Here is a 20,947-nt window from a genome sequence, read left to right on the forward strand (position 1 = left end):
GAGGGTTCGTCACAGGTGTGCGGGGTGCCTCGGCGGGCGGGGTCAGTCGCCGGGCGGGCCCGCCGGCTCGGAGTCGGCCACGCCGAACGACAGCTGCTCCGACAGTGCTCCCGACAGCGCCTTGGTGGTGCCGTACGCCCACAGCAGGGTGGGCGAGAGTCGCAGGCCGAGGGCGGACTCCAGGTGGTTGCGCAGCTCCAGGCTCATCAGCGAGTCGAGTCCGAGTGCTTTGAAAGGCGTCTCCCGCTCGATGCCGCCCGGGTCGATCCGCAGGACGCGGCCGGCCAGTTCGCGCACCCTGGCCTCGAGCAGCGGCCCCTGTTCGGCGGGCGCGGCCTGCCGAAGCCGGGCGAGGAACTCGTCGGCGGAGGCGCTGTGGCCGCCCTGCCCGGAGGCCGCCCGGAGCGACTGCCAGCTGCCGCAAGCCGCCGTGTCGGGGTAGGAGTCGAACCACTGGCGGAGGTTGAGTGGCACGTAGCCGGTGACCGGCTGGTCGTGGTGGATCATCCGGAGCAGGGCGGGCCACGCGTCCTCCACCGGGAAGCTCCCCATGCCGCGCTCGGCGAGCCGGGCGCCGCGCCCGTCCGACTCGGCGGCGAGGCCGATGTCGGAGAACGGGCCCCACTGGATGCTCAGGGCGGGTCGGCCCCGGCGCCGGCGGGTCTCGGCCAGGGCATCCAGGTAGGCGTTGGCGGAGGCGTAGGCAGCCTGGCCGGCGGTACCGATCAGTGCGGCGGCGGAGGAGAACAGGACGAACAGGTCCAGTGGATCCTCCGCGGTGACGGCGTCCAGGTTGCGTGCGCCGTCCACCTTGGGGCGCAGGACCTTGTCGATCCCGGCCGTGGTCAGGGTGCCGATGGTGGCGTCGGAGAGCACCCCGGCGGCGTGGAACACTCCGCGCAGCGGCGGGAGCTGCTCGCGGACGCCCTTGAGCGCCTCGTTCAGTGCGGCCTGGTCGGCGACGTCGCAGGACAGCACCTCCACCCAGGTGCCGCCCGTGCGCAGGGCGGCGATGCGTTCGGCCGCGTCCGGGCCGGGCGCCGAGCGGCCGAGCAGGACGAGCGTGCCCGCGCCGTTCGCGGCGAGGAACTCGGCCAGCGAGAGGCCGAGGGCGCCGAGGCCGCCGGTGACCAGGTAGCCGCCGTCGGCACGGAATCGGCCCGAGGGCATCGGGACGGCGGCGATCCGGGCCACCGTTCCCGGGTCGGTCAGCACCGGCTGCCCGGGGCCCGGCGAGGCGAGCGCCTCGGAGGCCAGGGCGAAGGCGAACTCCCGGACGGGCAGCGGCCGGACGGTTCCGTCGGCCACCGACGGCCAGACGGTGCCGAGGAGCCGGGCGACCCGCTCGGGGTGGCGGGCAGCCAGCCGGGACGGGTCGAGCACGCAGAGCGTGGTGCCGTCGGGCAGGTCGGGCGCCCGGCCGCCCGGGCCCGGGCGGCCGTCGCCGCCGACGAGGCTGATCAGCCGGCCGTCCTCGGCGAGGGCGGCCGCGCTCGTGGCGGAGCCGGTGCGCGGCTCGAGGACGAGGTCCGCGCCGCGCCCGCTGGTGGCCGCGCGCACGGCCTGCGGCCAGTCGGGCTCGCTCGCGTCCAGGACCTCGGCGACACCGAGGTCCGCGTATGCCGCCCGTTCACCGGGGCCACCGGCCAAGGCGATCACCCGGGCACCGAGTAGGCCGGCCACCTGGGCGGCAGCCAGGCCGACGCCGTCGGGGACGGAGCGGATCAGGACGGTCGGGGCGGGTTCGCCGTCCGCCGCGTCGGTGTCGCCGAGGCTGCCCAGCTCGGCGAGCGCGTACCAGGCGGTCGCCAGGGCACGGGGCAGCGCCGCGGCGGGCGCGTCGCCGAGCCCGTCCGGGACGGGGAGGGCGTGGTCGGCCCGTACGGTGACGTGGCTGGTGGGCGCGCCGGCGGTCCAGGCGGCGACCCGGTCGCCCGCACTCAGGCCGGTGACGCCGGCGCCGACGGCGGTGACCCGCCCGGCGCAGGACTGACCGTGCAGCGTGGCGGCGGTGACCGCGATCTCGACCTCGCCGGCCTCCGGGAGGCGACGGGTGAGCGGCTGGAACTCGACCACGGGCGAGGGGCGTTGGCCGCCCCGGCCGGGTGCGGGCAGGACCAGATGGAAGGGTTGCGGCCCGGTCCCAGCGGCCAGCGCGGAGCTGGCCGGTGCCTGTCCTCGGGTGAGCCGGGCGGCCAGTCGGCGGCCGGCGCGCAGTGCGACCTGGTCCTCGGCGTCGTCCGTCAGCAGCTCGGCGGCGCACCGCGCGGCCCAGTCGGCCTCGGTGTCGTCGACGTCGACCACGCGGGAGGCGAGTTCGGCGTGCTCACGGCGCAGCACCCGGGCAAATCCCCAGGCGAGCGCGGCGCCCGGCTCGGGGCGGTCGGAGTCGATCGCGGCCTGCCCGCGCACGGTGACCACGGCCAGGCGCGGCGCAGTGCCGAGGCCCGTGCAGGCGCGGACCACGGTGGTGAGCCGCTCCAGGGCGAGCCGCCCGGCCTCGGGCTCGTCCTCCGTGCCGTCGGGGGCGGCCGGGACGAGGAAGACCACGCCGTCGGCGGGTTCGGTGAACCCGTCGTCGGCGCGCCCGGCCGTGGCACCCGCCTCGGTGAGGGCGGCGGCTAGTGCCTCGGCCCGGGCGTCGGGGCCGCCGCAGACCAGCCAACGGGCGGGCGCCGGCGGGGCGGCGGGGGTCTGCACCGTCACCTCGGACCAGGCCAGGTGGTGCAGCCGGTCGGCGTCCGAGGAGGCCGCACCGGTGCCGGGAAGCGACTCCAGCCGCAGGCCCGTCATGCTGAGCAGCGGCGCCCGGTCCGCGTCGAAGAGGTGGACGTCGAAAGTGCCGTCGGCGCGCCGGACCGCGTGCGACCAGACGGACTCGACCGGCGCGGCCGGGTCCGTCACCAGGTGCAGCTGACGGACGGCCACGGGCACCAGCGGGGTGTCCCCCGCGCACAGTGCGAGCGAGACCTGCAGCGCGCTGTCCCAGAGGGCGGGGTGGAGCACGTGCGGGCGGTTCCCGGCGCGCAGCCGCTCGCCGAGGACGACCTCGCCCAGCGCCTCCGCGCCGTCCGGGTGCAGGTGCAGGGTGCGCACGCCCTGGAAGGCCGGCCCGTATTCCAGGCCGCGACGGGTGCACCGGGCGTAGAACTCGGCTGGTGTGACGGCGGTGTCCTGCGCCTCGGCCCACTGCGGGAAGCCCGGCGCCGGGGCGGAGCCGTCGTCCTGGCGGACCTGGGCGGTGGCGTTGACCTCCCAGGCGGTGCCGCCAGCGGGCAGTGTGAGCAGGCGGAACATTCCGCCGTCCGCGTCCTGATCGTCGAGGCCGTCCTGCCATTCGGCGGTCAGCCGGGTGGGGTGCTCGCCGAGCGCCACTTCCTTGCGGAAGGCGACGTTCTCCAGCCGCCGGGGCAGCGCGCCGCCCCGGGCCAGGGCGGTACCGACCGCCAGGGTCAGCATGCCGGCGCCCGGCAGGACGGCGGTGCCGCAGACCCGGTGGTCGCCGAGCCAGGGCAGGTCGGCCAGGGAGAGCTCCATCGCGCCGTGCCAGGTTCCGGGCTCGCCGACCGCCGGCTCGAATGCGGGCTCGAAGCCGCGAGCTGCCCCGGAGAGCGAGCCCTGGGGCCGCTCGGGCGTCCAGTGTCGCTCAGGCCGCAGCGGGTAGCCCGGTACGGTCAACGCCGTGCCGTGGCGCGGAAGTTCGGTGAAGGGGGCGAGCCCGTGGACGTAAGCGCTGGCGAGCGCCAGCGCGAGGTCCCGTCGGCTGCCCTGGTGGCGGCGCAGCGTGGTGAGCACTGCGGCCGGCTCCGGCCGGGCCGCGGTCAGCTGCTCGATCGCCGGGGCGAGTACCGGGTGCGGGCTGATCTCGACGACGTGGGTCACCCCGTCGTCGAGCAGCGCGCTCATCGCGTCCGCGAACTGCACCGGCTGGCGCAGGTTCTCCACCCAGTACGCGGCGTCCATCTCCGGGCCGTCCAGCAGCTGCCCGCGCACCGTGGACATCAGAGCGATCGACGAGGTGCCCGGACGGGCGGGGGCGAGCGCGGCGAGCAGGTCCTCCTCCAGCTCGTCCATCTGCGGGCTGTGCGACGCGTAGTCGACGTTGACCAGCCGGCAGTAGGTGCCCTCCGCCTCCAGCAGCTCCTTCAGCATCAGCACGGAGTCCTTGTCCCCGGACAGCACCGAGGAGTTAGGGCCGTTGTGCACCGCGAGCGCGACGGTGTCCTCGAAGCCCTCCAGGGCCGCGAGGGCCGCCTCGCGGTCCAGGTCCACCGCGAGCATCAGGCCGCGTCCGGAGGTACGGCGAGCGATCGCGCTGCGCCGGGCCATCACCAGCGCGGCGTCCTCGTACGACAGGATGCCGGCCAGGGTGGCGGCGGTGATCTCGCCCTGGCTGTGGCCGAGGACGACGTCCGGCTCGACCCCGCTCGCCCGCCACAGCTCGGCCAGGCCCAGCGACATCGCCCAGAGCACAGGCTGGAGCATGTCGATCCGGGAGGACCACTCGTCCCCGGCCGTGCCGTCGAAGACCGCGAGGAGGTCCCAGTCGACGTGCGGGCGCAGTGCGCTCGCGCAGCGCTCGATCACCTCGGCGAACAGCGGGCTCTCCCGGTAGAGCTGCTCGCCCATCCCGGTCCACTGCGAGCCCTGTCCGGGAAAGACGAAGGCCGTGCGCCCATGAGCCCGGGCCCGCCCGGCCACCGCGACCGGCGACTGCCAGTCCGGCCCGGACGCCTGCGCGAGCGAGTCCAGCGCCTCGCGCAGTACGGACAGCTCGTCGGCGAGGAAGGCGGCACGGACCGGGAAGTGGTCGCGGCGCCAGGCCAGCGCGCCGCTCAGCGCGGCCGCGTCCGCGGCGTCGGCGGGCACCAGCGCGGCGAGCCTGTCGGCCCGCTCGGCCAGTGCCGGCCAATGGTGGGCGGAGAGCGGAAGAACCGCCGGCAGCCCGGTCCGGGCCCCGGCCGTGGACGGTGCCTCGGCGACCGGTGGGGGGCTGGCCACCACCACGTGGGCGTTGGTCCCGCCCCAGCCGAAGGAGTTGACGCCCAGGTACACCGCGCCGCTCTCGGGCAGGGCGAAGGGTTCGCGCACCACGTCGACGTTGAGCTCGTCGAACGGGATCCGCGGGTTGAGCTCCTGCGAGTGCAGGCTCGGCGGCACCGTGCGGTGGCGCAGCGACAGCATCAGCTTGAACAGCCCGGCCAGTCCGGCGGAGGCCTCCAGGTGGCCGATGTTGGTCTTGACCGACCCGATCCGCACCGGCCCCCCGGTCCGCTGCCGCCCGACCACGTTGCCGATGGCGGTGACCTCGATCGGGTCGCCGCGGCCCGTCCCGGTGCCGTGCGCCTCGATGTACGAGGGCGTGAGCCCCGGCAACGGGCCCTCCCGGTACACCCGGCGCAGCAGGTCCTCCTGGCCCTCCTGGCTGGGCGTCACCAGGCTGTCCCCGCCGCCGTCGTTGTTCACGGCGGTCCGGACCACCACGGCGTGGATGCGGTCGCCGTCCGCCAGCGCGCGCGCCAGTGTCTTCACCACGAGCGCGGCGACACCCTCGCCGCGGACGAATCCGTTGGCTGAGGCGGCGAAGGCCTGGCAACGGCCGTCGGGGGAGAGCGCGCCGAAGTGGGTAAGGCCCACCGTGACGTGCGGATCCAGGATCAGGTTGGTGCCGCCGACCACGGCGGCGTCGATTTCGCCGGAGCGCAGCGCCTGCGCGGCCAGGTGGAGGGCGACCAGCGAGGAGGAACAGCCGGTCTCCACCGCCATGCTGGGGCCGCGCAGCTTGAACGTGTAGCTCAGCCGTGCGGCGATCACGTCCAGCGCATTGCCGACCAGGCTGTGCGGGGTGGGCTGCGCGCCGCGCTCCATGCGCAGCAGCTCGTAGTCGTGCCAGGAAGCGCCCACGTACACGCCGGTGCGAGAGCCCGCGAGGTCCGCGGTGCGCTGTCCGGCATCCTCCAGAGCCTGCCAGGCGACCTCCAGCAGCAGGCGCTGCTGGGGGTCGATGGCGGCGGCCTCGCGCGGCGAGACGCCGAAGAAGCCGGCGTCGAACTCCTCGACGCCGTCGATGAATCCGCCGACCGCCTGGATCTCGCGTTCGGGGTCGAGCTGCTTCGAGGCGTCCCAGCGGGAGGCGGGGACCGGCCCGATCGCGTCGACGCGGTCCATCATGAGCCGCCACAGGCTCTCCGGGTCGGGCGCGCCGGGAAACCGGCCGGCCATGCCGACGACGGCGACCAGCTCGGCGGGGTCGAGGTCGGTGTAGTCCGTGGCAGGGACGGCCATCTCACGCACCGCCCTTGAAGCGCATCCGGACCAGGCCCTTGCTGGCGTTGATCATGCGCGGGCCGATCTCCGGCGGCGCGTCCCGGCGGCACCACACCGCGTTCATGGCCATCTTGGCGGGCGTCATGTTGAAGCAGCGGGTGCCGCGCAGCCCGAGGCCGAAGGAGGGGGCGATGAAGTCCGCGGTGCGGATGTGCTCCAGGATCTGCTCGGCCGCGGACCGCGGCGCGAGCGTGCCGGCTTCCACCGCCTGGCAGAGCTCGCGGGTCTTGACGCCCATCGCGTTGAAGCCCTCGCTGACGGGCAGCGGTGAACCGGGGTGGGCCGAGTCCTCCAGGTCCAGGAACACCTTGTTGTTGCCGGTGCGGCTGAAGCGGTAGTAGGCGTCCTCCAGCATCACGTTGCCGAGCATCGTGCCGAGCATCCAGGTCCGGTTGACCGCGTTCCACAGCTCGTAGTCGCGGAAGCCTACGAAGGAGCTGTAGACCAGGTCGTCGTGGAAGTCGAACAGACCCTGCTGCAGCGTTTCGACGTAGGCGAAGCGCTTCAGCGACCAGTCGCCGTCCCGGGAGGCCGCGATGAGGCGCCAGCCAAGGACGTTGACGAGCTCCATGGTGTTGGTCAGGCCGCGCGAGTAGAGCGCGTCGATGAACCCGGCCGCGTGCGAGGTCAGGCAGTACCGCTCGCCGACGACCTGCTTCGCCGAGTACTGCAGCCGGCCCGTCGAGACCCACGGCCGTACCGCCGTGGCGCCCTTGAACTGCCAGGCGATCTCCGGGAACCGGGCCAGGAAGGCGTCGAACTCCTCCTGCGCGGGCGTGTCGTCCTTGGGGAAGACCCGCGGGTCGAGCGTCAGCCCGACGCTGCACAGCGGGTTGATCGAGTCGCGGTGGTTGTCGAACGGGATGACCCAGAGCCAGCCGCCGTCGAAGACGTGGTGCAGCGTGCCGTGGTGCCACGGGTTCGGCTGCTGGTGGGCCTGGGCCGCAGGCGCCTTGTCGAACGGCTTGACGCCGATCATGTGGGTGAACAGGGTGCGGGAGTGCGTCCTGGCGCGGGTGGGGGTCTCGCGCAGGTCGAACTTGTCCGCCAGCGGCGAGCGGAAGCCGCTGCCGTCCACGACGTAACTCGCCCGGAACTCCTCGCCCTTGTCGGTGCGCAGCACGGCCCCGGAGTCGGGGTCGATCTCGACGTCGGCGATCCGGGTGTTCAGCCGGGGCGTGGCGCCGTACTTGACGGCCAGGTTGAACAGGTAGGAGTCGACGTCCTGCCGAAACAGGTGCGTCTCGGTGCGGATCGCCGAGGGGACGACCAGCTGGTTGATCTCCTGGGGGTCCTGCGACATCCCCTCGCGGTGGTAGACGAAGCCGAAGTTCTGCTTCTGGCCGCAGGCGGGGGAGACGTGCTTGGTGATGCCCTTGTAACTGGAGAGGTGCTTCAGCTCCGGCACGCCGTAGCGGTCGGCGATCAGCCGGGTCATGCCGGAGGTGTACGGGATGGTCGACTCGCCGACGGCGAACCGCGGGTGGGTTCCGGCGTCGAGCAGCAGCACGCTGACCCCGTGGCGGGCGAGCACCGCGCCGAGCATGCCGCCGGCCATGCCGCTGCCGAGGATCGCGACGTCGTACTGGTTCTTGCGCGGGCTGGTACCGCTCGTGGGCTGCATGGCAGTCGCCTCTCTCGGCAGATCGGGCAGGTTGGGCAGGTCGGGTAGGGGGACGGGGCCTGATGCTGGGCAGGTGGGGGAGGGGGGAGGGGGAGGAGCGCGGGCCTAGCGGGTGCTGCCCGCACCCACCACGGCGGGCTCCGGCTGCTCGGCGGGCGGGGCGACCTCCACCGGCTTGGCGTAGATCCGGGCCAACAGCGGTCCGGTCATCGCGGTGGTGACCAGCGCCATGACCACCAGGAGTGAGTACAGGGTTGAGTTCAGCAGGCCCAGTTGCAGGCCGATCCCGAGGATCACTAGCTCGGTCAGGCCGCGGGTGTTCATCAGCGCGCCGAGCGCGGCCGCCGGTCGGGGCGGCAGCTTCTGCGAGCGCGCGGCGAAGTAGGTGCCGCCGAACTTGCCGACCACGGCGACCAGCATGATCAGGAGGATCTGGCCGACCCCGGAGAGCCCGACCCCGTTCAGGTTGACCTGCAGTCCGGCCACCACGAAGTAGAAGGGCAGGAGCAGCGAGGTGACGTGGCCGGTGTCGGCGGTGACCTCGGCCCGCAGCTGCGCGGCGCCCTCCCTCGGCATCACCAGGCCGAACATGAAGGCGCCGAAGATGAAGTGCATGCCCATCGCCTCGGTGGCGGCCGCCGACAGCAGCGCGCCGATCAGCACCACCGCGAAGCGCTGAGGGGTGAGCCCGGGCTTGCGGCCGGCCGGCAGCAGGATGCGGCGCAGCAGCGGCCGGACGACCACGAACATCACCACGCCGTACGGGACGATCAGCGCGACGAGCCAGTGCTCGCCGGCCTGCCCGCCGGCGCTGGCCTGGACCGCCGCCAGCGCCGTCCAGGCCACCACGTCGACCACGGCCGCGGTCGCGAGCGCGATCCCGCCAAGGGTGGTGCGGGAGAGCCCGCGGTCGCTGAGGATCCGGGCGAGCACCGGAAAGGCCGTCACCGACACCGACAGGCCGATGAACACCACGAAGGCGACGTGCTGGGAGGAGGGGTAGCTGCGCTCCAGCTGGAACGCGAGCCCGATGCCGAGCAGGAACGGCACGACGGTGGACCCCACGGCGGCGGCGGCGGTGATCCGTCCCTGGCCGCGCAAGGTGTGGGTCTCGATCTCCAGACCGACGATGAACATGAACAGGGCCACGCCGATGTTGGCCATGCCGGAGAGCAGCGGTCGGATGTCGGACGGGAATAGCGCCTTGCTGACGGCGCCGTTCAGCAGGGTGGGACCGAGCAGGATGCCCGCGAGGATCTCGCCCACCACCGGAGGCTGCTTCACCCACACCGCGAGTCGGCCGAGCCCGCGAGCGAGGAGCAGGATGAGGGCGAAGTCTGCGAAGAGTAATTGAACTTGATGGCTGGTCATGAAGATCGAGCGCCTCGGTCGCATAGGGGTGCCGCTGCGCGGACCGCTCGGTCCCGGGGATCCTCGCGGTCCACGCAGCAGCGGTGGATACGGCGGTGCGGGTGGCCTGCCGGTGCCCTACTCGGCGGCTGCGGAGGCGTCCGCGATGAGGTCGTCCAGCGTGATGTTGAACATCGGGTGCTTGCCGCTCAGCCCGGAGATCAGCGTCACGAAGTCTGCGGAGGGCTCGTTCTTGCGCTCGGGGTCGATCATCTCCTGCGCAAGGCTGAAGTAGAACTCCTTGTACTTGGTGCGGTCGTAGAACCGCTCGACGAAGGTACGGATCTCGTCGAAGAAGTCGGAGTAGGCGGTCGCGTAGCGCTTCAGCGCCTGGGACTCGATCTCCGGGTGCTGGATCACCTGGTCGATGATCCGGGTCAGCGTGGAGCCGGCGAGGGTGGCGAGCGCGACACCGGTGGAGAACAGCGGGTCGACGAATGCGGCCGAGTCGCCGACCAGCACCCAGCCGTCGCCGTGGAACTTCTTGCTGTGGTACGACCAGTCGCGGGCGGTGCGGAAGCCAGCGCACTGGCTGGCGCCGGCCAGCATCTTCTTGAGCTTGGTGGTGTTGCCGAGCTCGCGGTGGAACAGCTCGTTCAGCGCCTCGCCGCTCTCGCTGGCGGTGGCGGACCGGGTGACGTACCCGACGCTGATGTTGTTCTTGTCGATCGGAATGGCCCAGAACCAGCCCTCGTCGACGCCCTCGATCAGGATGTTGGTGTACTCGTCGCCGGGGAGGCGCTCGCAGTTGTCGAAGTACGTCCAGACGGCGACGTTGCGCAGGTCTTCGTGCCACTCGACGTCGGCGAGCTTGCGGGCCAGCACGCGGGCCTGGCCGGAGGCGTCGACCACGAGCTTGGCGCGCGCCTCGTGCACGCCGTCCAGGCCGCGCAGCGAGTAGCGGACGCCGGTGACCCGCTCGCCCACCATGATGGCCTCCTTGACGGTGGCCTCCTCCAGGACGTAGGCGCCCAACTCCCGGGCCCGGTCGAGGATCAGGCAGTCCAGGTCGGCGCGGCGGGTGTGGTACGCGTAGGCGTACGCGCCGCCCTTGATGAAGGAGAAGTTCCAGGGGATCTGGTTGTTGCCCCAGACCAGGGAGCCGCCGTACTTGCGCTCGAACCCGCGGGCGTCCATCCGCTCGGTGAGGCCCAGCTCCTGCATTGGGCGCATGAAGGCGGGGATCAGGGACTCACCGACGTGGTATCGCGGGAACCGCTCGCGGTCGAGCACGAGCACCCGGTGGCCACGCTGTGCCAGCAGCCCGGCGGTGGTCGCGCCGGCGGGGCCCCCGCCGATGACGATGACGTCGAATTCGTCCGGGACCCCGTACAGTGTGGACGGCATGCAAAGGCCTCCGTAGTCGCTTGCGATCGGGTGTGGGGATCGGCCGAGTTCACGGGCGGATGAACCCTGCACCTTGCTCGACCGCGAACAGCCTGCCGCAAGCGATCTGTAAGACCTCTGTACACCGAATGCAGGTCTTCTGCCCCTCCTCTTCATGCCTCTTCAGGCCCGTCTCCTCCGCAGGTTCGATCGAAGGCATGTAGGGCGGGACGCCCCTCAGCGCAGAAGGCGAGGAGAGGGCCGAGGACCCCGCTGCCGGAGGTCAGTCCGACTGTCAATCCCCTGTAACCGTGGAGTCCTCCGCGCAGGTCACCTGGTACTACCCGAAGCGCTCTGGGGACGGGCTGGAGTTCGGCTACCCGCTGCTACGCCTGCTCGCAGTGGTCGAGTGCGGCACCCGGGCCGTGCTCGCCGCCCGTTTCGGTCCCGAGAGTGAGGGTGAACTACCCTACGCCCGCTACCTGCTGAGCTGCCTGAACACCTCGATGCTGCTACTCGGGGACGCCGCCTTCGATGCCGTGGAGTTCCTGCGCGACGTGACCGCGACCGGCGCGCATTTCCTGGTGCGCTCCTCCGCCCGGCGCCGCCCGACCATCCAGCACCGTCTGCCCGACGGCTCCTACCTGGCCCGCCTGGCCGCCCCCTACCGGGCCGGGAACGGCTACAGGACACTGCCGGTGCGCGTGATCGAGGCGTGGATCACCGTCACCCTCGCCGACGGCACCACCCGGCGCGAACCATGGCGGCTGGTCACCAACCTGCTCGACCACGAACGCTACCCCGCCGGCGAACTCGTGGAGCTCTACCACCGCCGATGGCAGGTGGAGACCACCTACTTTTCGATCAAGGCGTCGCCCTCCCGGGCGGCCGAGGATCGCAACTCGGCCCACTCCTGGCGGACGGCGAGCGGATGCCGCCGGTGGCGGTCGCCCTCCTGGGCGGCCGAGGATCGCAACACTGACCCGCCGGCAACCAGATCACCTCGGCCACCGCGTGGCGGTCGCCCTCCCCCTGGGCCGAGGATCGAAACGGGTGCTCCAGGTGACCGACGACCAGCTCCCGCCGAGTGGTCGCTCTTCGGGGCGACCAAGGATCGCAACATGGCCGACGTCTACAGCACGGTGGCCGTCACCAAGCGGCGGTTGCCATTCGGGGCGACCGAGGATCGCAGCGGCTACCTGCTGCCGCCGGAGCACCTGAAGCTGCACCGTGGCGGTCGCCCTTCGGGGCAACCGAGGATCGCAATCCCAGGTCAGGGGTGGTGCACACCCGGAGTGTTGAGGTGGCGGTCTCCCTTGGGGCGGCCGAGGATCGCAACGTCTATCCCGACGAGATGTGCCGCACCGCGCAGACCGTGGCGGTCGCCTTCCCGGGCGCACAGGAGAAACGGCGTGCGGTTCACCGCAAGGAAATGGGGATTCTGTGCGGACTGCCCACGGTCCGGCTCTCCCACACCTGGGAGAAGCAGACCCGCGAGAGCTGCCTCGTCAGCGTACCCAGCGGCCCGGGAGGGCAGCCTCCGTGGCCTGAGGACTGCCCTCCCCGGAACCCGGGGCAGGTGCAGCTTCGCCGGACCGGCGAGGGCGACCGTGGCTACCGCTACGCGGCGAGCGGCATGCCGTCGTCGCCAGGGGGAACGGATCGGAGTTGGCCTGCCTGGGCTTGGTCGAGGGCTCGGGCGAGGGCGTTGACGGCTTGGTCGGCGGAGTCCTTGAAGAGGTGGCCGTAGAGGTTGATCGTGGTGGCCAGGGTGGCGTGGCGCAGGGTCTTGGAGACGATGGCGATGGGGATGCCTTCGGCGATCATGATGCTGGCCGCGGTGTGTCGCAGGTCGTGCAGGCCGATCCGGGGCAGGCCGAGTTCGGTGGTGCGTTTGCGGAGCTGGTCGAGGACCCACTGGGGTCGCAGGGGTGATCCGTCCGCGTGGGCGAAGACCAGGCCCTCCAGCCGGCCGTCGGGGTGGGCGCGCATCTGGATGGTGGCCTGGCGGTGGAGGGCGGTCATGACTCTGGGGGAGAGGCTGATCCAGGCGCGGCTGGCCTCGGTCTTGGGCTGGTTGAAGTGGAGGTCGCCGTTGTCCACGGCGGACAGGGTCCAGCGGACGAACAGCTTGCGGTCCATGAGGTGGACGTCCGGCCAGTGCAGGGCGAGGACCTCACCGCGGCGCATGCCGGTGCCGAGCATCACCTCGAACAGGTCGGCCAGCTGGTCGGCGTACTGCTCCGCGTTGTGCCGCAGGAACGCCGCGGCCTCTTTCGGGGTCCAGCATGTGCGCTCGTCCGCGCGGGGTTTGGGCGGCACGCAGTGCTCGGCCGGGTTGAACTTCAGCCGCCACGACCGCACCGCGTGGTTCAGCGCGTTGCGCAGCGTCGAGACCACCCGATACAGCGTGACCCGGCCCCGGCCGGCCTTGCGCTGCGCGGCCACCCAGTCCTCGATCTGCTTCGGCCGCAGGTCCAGCAGCCGGCACCGCCCGAACGCGGGGATCAGGTCCCTCTCCACGTAGGCCTTGTAGCCGGCGTAGGTGTTCACCGTGAGCTCCTCCTTCCTCGCCGCCAGCCACTCCCGCAGGAACTCCGCCACGGTCGTACGACGCACCTCGTACGCCCCGCTCAGCTCACCCTCCAACACCGCCGCCAACTCCTGCGCGGCCTCAGCCTCCGACGCGAAACCACCCCGCCGCCGGGTACGCCGCCTGCCGTCCTCCGGCGCCAGATCGACGCAGTACGTCCACGACCCGTGCCCCGCCTCCTCCAACAACCGCACACACCACGCACCCAACTGCCTCCCGTGCCCGTCCTTGCACCCACACCGCCGGTACACCCTGCCCCGCTGCGCACGCTGTCCCATGAGCTTCCCCTTCTCCCGGACTGCCTGGTGAATCTGAGGCAAGAGTGGCTGCTGTGGCGGGTGTGGCGGCAGAGCGCGTTGGGCGGTGCGCGAAGCACTCAGAACCGGATGGCGAGGACACGCTCAAGACGACACACCGTCCGGAAGATCACTATCCGCATCCAGTGGGTAGTCGACCCTGATTCGTCCGGACCGGCTCGTCTGGCCAGGGCCAATGCGCGACCGGGTGCGGCGGTCGGCAGAAGGGTCCTGCTGAAGGACCGACAGATTGCTGTTACTCGCGGTGACGAAGGCGGCTCCGGGGACCTGGGGACCATTTGGGGACCAGCTTGGGGCCGCACCGGGTGAGCGCCCATGAGCGCCCGTGGGTGCTTACGGACATCTATGTACGAACTTGAACCCGGCTGAGCATCGACCGGGTTTGGGATCTGCTGGCTCCCGCTATCCATGGTGGGCCTCAACTCTCTCTGGTTTCAGTGAAGTTGGGAAACGAAAAAGCCGAGGCCTCAAGGCCTCGACTGTCGACACTAGTTGAACCCCTTGACTGGGGGTCAAGGGGTCGCAGGTTCAAATCCTGTCGTCCCGACGTGAGTCGGAAAGGCCGCTGGCCGGGAGAAATCCCTGGTCAGCGGCCTTTCGTGCGATGCGGCATCAGATTCGGCAAGCATTCGTTCGTATGCGGCTGGGGGTCGGATGGGGACCAAGCAGCCCCGGAGCGGTCGAATTCGGGGGCGAGGCCTCCCCCAAGGGGCATTCCCGGTCCCAAAATTGACTACCCACAGTGACCGATATCAAGTCGTGACCAACAGTTTTTCGACACCCCGCGACGCAATCCGGCCATGCTTTCGGGCAGTTGGGCGACAGTCCTCGAATCTGTCAAGACGTCAGTCGATTTCGCGACCTCGCGCCGGAGGTGTCTCGCGGCTCCTCCCGGACGCATCCGCGCGCCCGTCGGGGATCTGCCTGCTATCCGTGATCATCTACGCACAGTGATCATCGCCGAGGCGGTGCGGGTGGGAGAAAGCGGCCGACGACCACGAGTGTGCGGAGGCTGCAGCATCAGACGAGGTCCGATCCTCCTACCCGGCCGCCCGGCTGAGGTGGCCGCACGAAGGCTTGGCCCGCATACACCCGGGCCTCGGGCTCGCCCGTGAGGACCTGGTGCCTACGCTGCATGCGGCCAAGAGCGGGGCGCGGCTGGTGACCTGAGTCAGAGAATCGTCGTTGGTCGGGCAGGAGTCGTCCTGGACCTTGTTCGCGACAGGCCCCGGGTTCCTGTGGTACCCAGGAGCCCGTCGATCATGGCCCGGAGCGGGCCGCAGAACGAGGGGGACTCTGTGACCGGGCCGTCCACGCCAAGCCGTCCTTCCGGGCCGCCGCCCGTACCCGGGACACCGTCGCGGCCGACCGCCCCGCCGGCGCCGACGGCCGCCCCGGTCCGCCGCAGCGGGATTGACCTCCAGGGGTGGAGCGCCGTGGTGACCGCCGCCGTCGCGGTCGTCACCCTCGGCGCCGGCTTCGCGGGCGGCTTCTACACCCAGGCTCAGGTGACCGACGACTCCCGGCCGCAGCCGGCCGTCACAGTCACCGTGCCCGGTCCGACCGTCACGGTGACAGGCTCCACCGTGACCGCGCCCCCGGCGGGCAGCCAGGGCTCCGCACCGGTCCTGAACCCGTTGCCCAGCGGGATGGCCGGCAGCCCGACACCGACCGCGGTGCGGGTCCTCAGCGCCTCCCCGGACGGCGGTCAGGGCGGAACGAAGTCGGTCCTCACCGGCCGGGGCTTCCCACCCAACGAGGTCGTCCGGGTGTCCTTCATCATCAAGGGCGACCTCGGCGAGGACTACAAGACGCGCGACCTGCGCGACACCATGACGGACGCCACCGGGGCGTTCTCCGTCGAGGTGGTGATCCCCTCCGACCTGAAGTACGACGCGAACCTGAACGCGTACCTGCGGGCCCGCACGACTGCCACGAAGACCGAGACGGTGTTCGACCTCATCGCCTGATTGGTGCGGGCCGGTCCGCCGGCCAGGCGGAGCCGCCGAAGCGGTCCGCCGGCTCGTCCTGGGCCAGGCGCGGCGCCTGGCCCGGCTTCAGCAGCCGCCGTGGGTTCACCAGAACCAGTGCGATCCCCGTACCCGCTGAGGTTCCCCGCTGACTGGGGCACGCCAGCTCGATGGTGGCGGAACCGAGCGTCAGCAGACTGACGTCAGCCCCGTCAGGGCCGGATACGTTGGCGGCGTCGGAGATCCGGATGGCGCTGTTGACCAGCAGATCCCCCACCTCCGTGCAGGAAGGCCCCTCGCGCCATTTCGGGCAACGACTGGTGTTGCTCCGGCGCGAGGGCACGATCTCGGCGGTGTGGGGCCAGTGCCTCCACCAGGTGCTCGCGCGAACCATCAGCCGGCTGCGCAACGGCGTGCACGGGGTGGGGGCCCAGTGCGGGGCGGCACTTTCTTCGGCAGCCGTGATTCCCGCCGTGTACCAGAACGCGAGGTTCTCCGGGATCTCGGCGGAGCCGGTTTCCCGCCGCAGGCGAGAGCGCATCGAGCGCAGGGTGCCGCAGTGGTATTCGCGCAGTTCGAGACGGCCCTGTGTAGGCAGGTGGAGCAAGTGGACGGCGCGAGCGGTGACACGTTCGATCCGCAGCCCCGGGATGCCGAAGTGCACGTGCGAGCCGTCAGCGTAGGTCACGGTCTGCGGCAGCAGGTAGTTCGCCACCTGTGGAGCCACGCTCGCCTGGATCGTCAGTTGGTGCGGCGCGGGTCCCTTACCAGCGCGCGGCGGCTGGTGCGCGCCGCCTTGAGCTGCGGATCGCACCGGTTGTCGCGAAGCCTTGACAGCGCGTCACAGGCTGAGAACCCTGGTGCTGTACTCCAGGGACGCGAGGGACACGGCATGCCATGGGTTGACGAGAGTGGGCGCCACCGGGGTTTCCCGGCGGCGGTGTTGGCGGACGGCAGCGAGCCGGCGCCGTTGCCGGACGGGCGCACCACCTGGTGGCTCTACAACGGTGCCGATGGTCCTCGGGCCGCCGCGGTGCGCGGTGGTTGCAGCTGCGGCTGGCGGGGTGAACGGGTGCACCTGCTGGACTTCGGTGACGACCAGGCGACCGAGGCGGTGGGCGAGGACACCGGGCCGTTCGCGGACTGGGAGTGGCACGTCGACCTGGCCGAGGGTGTGGTGCCGCGCGAGGTCGAGGAACTGGTCGCGGCGTTGGTGGACCAGATCTGTGACCTGATGGAAAGCAGGCCGTACGCCGCTGCCCGCGCGGCCGCCCGGTTCGAGCGCGCCGCGGGTTCGACCGCGCTGCTGGCCGGCCGCAGGGCCCACAGCAACCTGATGTCCTGGGAGTACATCGGCCGCGCCTTCGGCTGCGGGCCGCAGGCCGCGCGGGAGCGGTTCGGCGAGACGCTGCCCGACGTCGACCGGGGCGATGAGGCATAGGTCGTCAGCCTTCACGCGTCGCGCAGGCGGCCGGAGACGGGCGCCGATCGGCTGATCGGAGCCCCGGGCCCGGACGCCGCCATCCGGGCCCAGCGGCATGTTGTCGAGCAGCTCAGCGCCGTACCAGCCGGGCTACGCCGGCCGGCCTTCGTCGTGCCACCCGCCTGGCCCGGCCAGGCTGATTGGGTGCGAGCCCTTGGAAGAGGGCATACGCTGACCAGCTTCGGTTGGCGCGGGTCATCGGCGAAGGAGGGCATGCGGCCGAGCGTCCCGGTGCCACCGTGGCCCCATGCAGCAACCGTTCGCCAGCCAGGCACCCTCGGCCACGCCCTGCTCCGGAGGGCCGATTCGTGAGCCAGGCCGGTCCCTGGCGGCCCGGTGACTCCCCCCGCAGTCCGGCGCGGCCGCGCTACCATGCCGGTCGCGGTGCCGGCGTCGCCGCGGACGATCGTGGCCGTGCAGGGGGTGGGCATCGCCATCGGCGTGTGTCGGCCGTTGCCATCGCGAGTGTGGGGCTACAGCACGTCCGGGGTCCAGTGGATCTCGCCGGGATAGACGTGGGCGCCGGGGGACAGGACGCGGGTGCCGTAGTCGGCGTCCGGGGCCACGACCCAGCCGACGCCGGAGTAGGCGGTGGGGGTGGCGGTGCGGGCAACGCTGCACCAGGCGGTGTCGGTGGTCAGTGTCTGGCCGGCCGGTACGGTCAGGATCTGGAAATCCTCCGATTCCGCGCCGGGGCATGTGCGGAAGTCGGAGGTCTTGGCGGTGTACTTGAGTCGAGCCTTGACTGCCGCCGGTTCGGTGTCGCGGTTGGTGATCTCCAGGGCGAAAGAGACCCGGTCGGCCTGGACCCGCGTGCACACGCGCCACTTCACGGCCCCTGGCCCGGAGTTGGGTGGGCCGCAGCGGCTGTCGGCCCCGAGGGAGTCCTTCTCCAGGCCTGGCTGCTCGGATGGCGAGGCGGGCCTGAGCCGGGCCGGACCGTCGGAGGCGGTGCCGGCCGGCAGCACGGCGGCGGTCGCTGCGCCGGTTGGAAGAGTGTCAGCGGACGCCGAGCCCGGCGCGGACGTGGCCCGCAGAATGGGCGCACATCTGCCGGCAGGGGCCCGGCGGCCAGCTCGCCGCCGGAGTCACCGATTGGATCGGGTGTGACGGTGGGCGTTGCGGGTGCCGGGGCGGGCTTTGCCGCCTGTAGCGGGTCGGTCGGGGCGGGTCGGCCGGGACGGGCCCGGCGGGGCCCGGGTTCAGTTCGGCCTGGAGGCGCAATAGGCGGGTGTCCCATGCGGCGGCTTCGGCCTCGGCCGTCGCACGATCGGACTTCGCGTACCGGTGACAGGCGAGGACGAAGGCGCGTACGACCTCGGGGGACGGCAGCCGATCGCCCCTGGCCGCGTTCGAGAGCGTCGTACTTGAGTACGACCTATCCCCCCGGGAACGGGCGGAGGCAGCCTCCAACTGGGCGTAGGTCGGGTTTCCGCATGTCCTGCGAAGCTCCCGGAGGTCGATCGCGAACACCGCGAGCGGCTCGTCCTCAGGATTGATCGGACGCTCCTGACGTCCTTGTCTGCTGGTCAATCCGACTTCACCCCCCAAGGTTTTGATGACCCGTTGATTAATGCGGGAACCAGTGTGGCGGGTCATCAAGCGGTCCACCAACCTTCCGTCAACGAGCTGCCAAAGCGGCCCCGCCCGGGGCATCGCGGGAGCAGTTCGACGACCGGAAGGAAGTCCCCCTGATGGTGGGCACCAAGATGATCCGCAGCGCCGCCGCCAGGGCGGCCGCGTCCCTTGCGGGCGCGCTCGCGCTGCTGGCCGGCGGAGCCGTCACCGCCTCGGTGGATGCGCAGGCCGCCGCCCCGCTTGGGCGGGTGTGCATGTTCGAGGCCCCCGACGGCGCGTACGGCCTCGGGCACGCCGCATTCGCGGTGAAGGTCCGCGGCGAGGCGAACCACTGGGTCTACGGCTCGTTCGGCAGCACCAACGACGGCCCGATGGCGGGCTGGATCAAGGGCGGAAAGTGGGAGCAGGCCCGCGCCCACTTCACCGACGTCCGCGACCGGGACCAAAACGGGGCCCGGTACTACACCCGTTACCGGTGCGTGAACACGAAGGACGGCGACGTGAAGCGCGCCCAGTCCTGGTACGGCGCCGTCAAGGGCCGTGGCTACAACGCCGCCCTCAACAACTGCCTGCACATGTCGATGGCCGTCTTCAAGGGCTGCAGCGAGGTCCTGCGAAACGACCCCCGCCTGCCCAGCGCCACCAAGCAGTTTCCCAACGACTACTTCGAGAAGATCCTGCCCGCCGCGCACTGGGAGGCCCCGCACAACCTCTGACCGACGCACAACCCGGGGGCCGGCCCGCGCCCTGGCCGCCGGGGACGTGCTCGTGGCAGGCATCGGCCCCGCCACTCCCGAGGGCCTGATGCGCAAGGTCACCGCCACCCGCAGGGACGACCAGGGCCAGATGCTGGTCTCGACCGTGCCCGCCACGATCCGCGACGCGATGCCGCGCGGGAAGATCGACGTCAAGGACGTCGCCCTCCAGCCCTACCCCGGTCCGGGGCAGGCGGCGAAACCGGCCACCGTCACCCTGGCGAGCCTGACCGACAGCGCCGTCGCCGCCCAGCCACCCGCGCTCGCGCCGGCAGGCGGCGACCCTCTCGAACTCGGCGCGGACCCGGGTACGTTCACCATCAACGCCGGCCTCCGCAAGGAGACCGTGGCCCCCGGCACCGAGCTCGAATGCCAGAAGGCGCTCACCCCCAACTCCGCCCCGCTCGTCGAAACGGACTTCGGCGCCGCCGCACCGCGTCTGGACTTCGCCCTCCACTGGGACCTCGGCGGCGTGCACGGCGCCCGATGGACGATCAAGACCACCCAGAAGTCCCGCGTCCACCTTGAGATCCCGCACACCATCGACTTCAAGAAGTGCGCCCTGAAGTTCCAGGACCCGCAGCCCGCCATTCCCCTCGGCGAGTTCGCCATCCCCAGCGGCGGCCCGCTTCCCCTCGTCTTCATCCTGAAGGCCAGCGGCGTCGGAATCCTCGAAGCGAACTTCGCCAAGACCGAACTCGCGCTCGACCTCGACCAGGAAGCGCAGTTCACCGCCGGACTCGACTGGGCCGGAAGCGGACTGCCCCACCCGATCGCCGACTTCGACAACTCCTTCAACCTCCGCAAGGGCCCCAAGGCGACGATCGAACTCGCGGCCCGCATCGGGATCCGCCTCGACATGGACCTCTACGGTGTCGCCGGGCCGTTCCTGGACATCACCACCGGGCTCAAACTCTCCGGCCAAGGCGGCGGCAACAGCGCGGACAAGGCCGAGCTGAAGGGCGGGCTGTACACCTCCACAGGTCTGGGCCTGGACTTGTGGGGCCGCAAGGACCTCTCGGTCGAGATCGGCGACCTGTTCCACGCGGAGAAGACCATCTGGTCCGTCTCCGGCCCCACACCGCCCGCGCCCTCGCCCCCGCCGACGCCCGCCACAGCCACCCCGGCAAGATCATTTGGAGTGAACAAGCACTTGCCCACTTTTGAGTCCTGGTGAGCTGTCCCGACCTTCGGGGAGTTCTCGTGACCGCATCGCGGAGCACGTCCGGCGGGGCGTTCGAACGGGGAACTACGGCTGGGCCGGTCCACGGAGGCCCCGGTACCCATCCGGTGAGCCGCCGGGCGGCTGTGGAGCACGGGGGCTGTCGGCCGTGGACGGGCGTTCGCTCCGGTCGTTCTGGGCCGGGGCGAACACCCGTCCCAGGGGGTGTCAACGGGAGCCGCGCTGTGCTGCGGTGGGCGCTGCCTCAGGCTGTGAACGTCTTGTCGCCCTTGCAGGTGACGTCCACCGTCCCCAGGCGGAGTTGGAGGGCGTGGTGGAGCGTTTCCTTGAAGTGGTTGATCAGCCAGAGCACGTAGGGGTACGAGTGGCCCTCTTTCATGG

13 protein-coding genes and 1 pseudogene are annotated in these 20,947 nt (G+C 71.4%); 5 read left to right on the forward strand and 9 right to left on the reverse strand.

The genetic code is table 11. From position 1 onward, the window contains the following. Nucleotides 1-42: 42 nt before the first annotated feature. From ACGF13_RS34190 to ACGF13_RS34205, 4 genes are all read right to left on the reverse strand, one after another. Nucleotides 43-6,285: an SDR family NAD(P)-dependent oxidoreductase gene (locus ACGF13_RS34190; RefSeq protein ID WP_392882847.1), complete on the reverse strand. Its 6,243-nt coding sequence runs from the start codon at nt 6,283-6,285 to the stop codon at nt 43-45. 1 nt (nt 6,286) lies between these two features. Then, nucleotides 6,287-7,951 carry an NAD(P)/FAD-dependent oxidoreductase gene (locus ACGF13_RS34195; RefSeq protein ID WP_392882850.1) on the reverse strand — a complete coding sequence of 555 codons (1,665 nt, stop codon included), beginning with the start codon at nt 7,949-7,951 and terminating at the stop codon, nt 6,287-6,289. A 105-nt stretch (nt 7,952-8,056) separates the two neighbouring features. Then, complete coding sequence (locus ACGF13_RS34200) at nt 8,057-9,322, reverse strand: cation:proton antiporter (RefSeq protein WP_392882852.1); 1,266 nt, start codon at nt 9,320-9,322, stop codon at nt 8,057-8,059. Nucleotides 9,323-9,439: 117 nt separating this feature from the next. Next, nucleotides 9,440-10,708, reverse strand: a complete 1,269-nt coding sequence (locus ACGF13_RS34205; protein ID WP_392882855.1) for an NAD(P)/FAD-dependent oxidoreductase — start codon at nt 10,706-10,708, stop codon at nt 9,440-9,442. 290 nt (nt 10,709-10,998) lie between these two features. Here ACGF13_RS34205 and ACGF13_RS34210 point away from each other — a divergent pair, with 290 nt between their 5' ends. After that, nucleotides 10,999-12,399, forward strand: coding sequence for a transposase (locus ACGF13_RS34210; protein ID WP_392882858.1), 1,401 nt, complete (start codon nt 10,999-11,001; stop codon nt 12,397-12,399). Here ACGF13_RS34210 and xerC read toward each other — a convergent pair. Together xerC and ACGF13_RS34220 are read right to left on the reverse strand one after the other, a co-directional pair. Then, nucleotides 12,308-13,339 (reverse strand): tyrosine recombinase XerC, encoded by a 1,032-nt coding sequence (gene xerC, locus ACGF13_RS34215; protein WP_392883001.1) that lies wholly within the window; start codon nt 13,337-13,339, stop codon nt 12,308-12,310. The two genes, ACGF13_RS34210 and xerC, sit on opposite strands and share 92 nt — an antisense overlap. A gap of 9 nt (nt 13,340-13,348) precedes the next feature. Beyond that, nucleotides 13,349-13,558, reverse strand: a pseudogene (locus tag ACGF13_RS34220) (Arm DNA-binding domain-containing protein); the annotation flags it as partial. 1,478 nt (nt 13,559-15,036) lie between these two features. On the opposite strand from ACGF13_RS34220, the gene ACGF13_RS34225 reads away from it, so the two are divergent. Next, nucleotides 15,037-15,567, forward strand: a complete 531-nt coding sequence (locus ACGF13_RS34225; RefSeq protein ID WP_392882860.1) for a hypothetical protein — start codon at nt 15,037-15,039, stop codon at nt 15,565-15,567. Here ACGF13_RS34225 and ACGF13_RS34230 read toward each other — a convergent pair. Continuing rightward, nucleotides 15,557-16,282, reverse strand: coding sequence for a hypothetical protein (locus ACGF13_RS34230; protein WP_392882863.1), 726 nt, complete (start codon nt 16,280-16,282; stop codon nt 15,557-15,559). The two genes, ACGF13_RS34225 and ACGF13_RS34230, sit on opposite strands and share 11 nt — an antisense overlap. Nucleotides 16,283-16,459: 177 nt before the next feature. On the opposite strand from ACGF13_RS34230, the gene ACGF13_RS34235 reads away from it, so the two are divergent. Next, nucleotides 16,460-17,008, forward strand: coding sequence for a hypothetical protein (locus ACGF13_RS34235; RefSeq protein ID WP_392882865.1), 549 nt, complete (start codon nt 16,460-16,462; stop codon nt 17,006-17,008). Nucleotides 17,009-17,523: 515 nt separating this feature from the next. Here ACGF13_RS34235 and ACGF13_RS34240 read toward each other — a convergent pair. After that, a complete protein-coding gene (locus ACGF13_RS34240; RefSeq protein ID WP_392882867.1) occupies nt 17,524-17,871 on the reverse strand; it encodes a hypothetical protein in 348 nt (115 codons plus the stop codon). Nucleotides 17,872-18,744: 873 nt separating this feature from the next. Between ACGF13_RS34240 and ACGF13_RS34245 the strand changes: the two genes are divergently transcribed. Next, nucleotides 18,745-19,344 (forward strand): hypothetical protein, encoded by a 600-nt coding sequence (locus ACGF13_RS34245; protein WP_392882869.1) that lies wholly within the window; start codon nt 18,745-18,747, stop codon nt 19,342-19,344. A gap of 52 nt (nt 19,345-19,396) precedes the next feature. Further along, nucleotides 19,397-20,560 carry a hypothetical protein gene (locus ACGF13_RS34250; RefSeq protein ID WP_392882871.1) on the forward strand — a complete coding sequence of 388 codons (1,164 nt, stop codon included), beginning with the start codon at nt 19,397-19,399 and terminating at the stop codon, nt 20,558-20,560. Between the two features lie 250 nt (nt 20,561-20,810). Here ACGF13_RS34250 and ACGF13_RS34255 read toward each other — a convergent pair whose 3' ends face one another. Then, on the reverse strand, nt 20,811-20,945 hold the full coding sequence (locus ACGF13_RS34255; protein ID WP_392882873.1) for a hypothetical protein: 135 nt from the start codon (nt 20,943-20,945) through the stop codon (nt 20,811-20,813). Nucleotides 20,946-20,947: the final 2 nt, after the last annotated feature.

It is taken from the genome of Kitasatospora sp. NPDC048286, assembly GCF_043201735.1.
In the GTDB taxonomy this organism is placed as follows: Bacteria; Actinomycetota; Actinomycetes; order Streptomycetales; family Streptomycetaceae; genus Kitasatospora.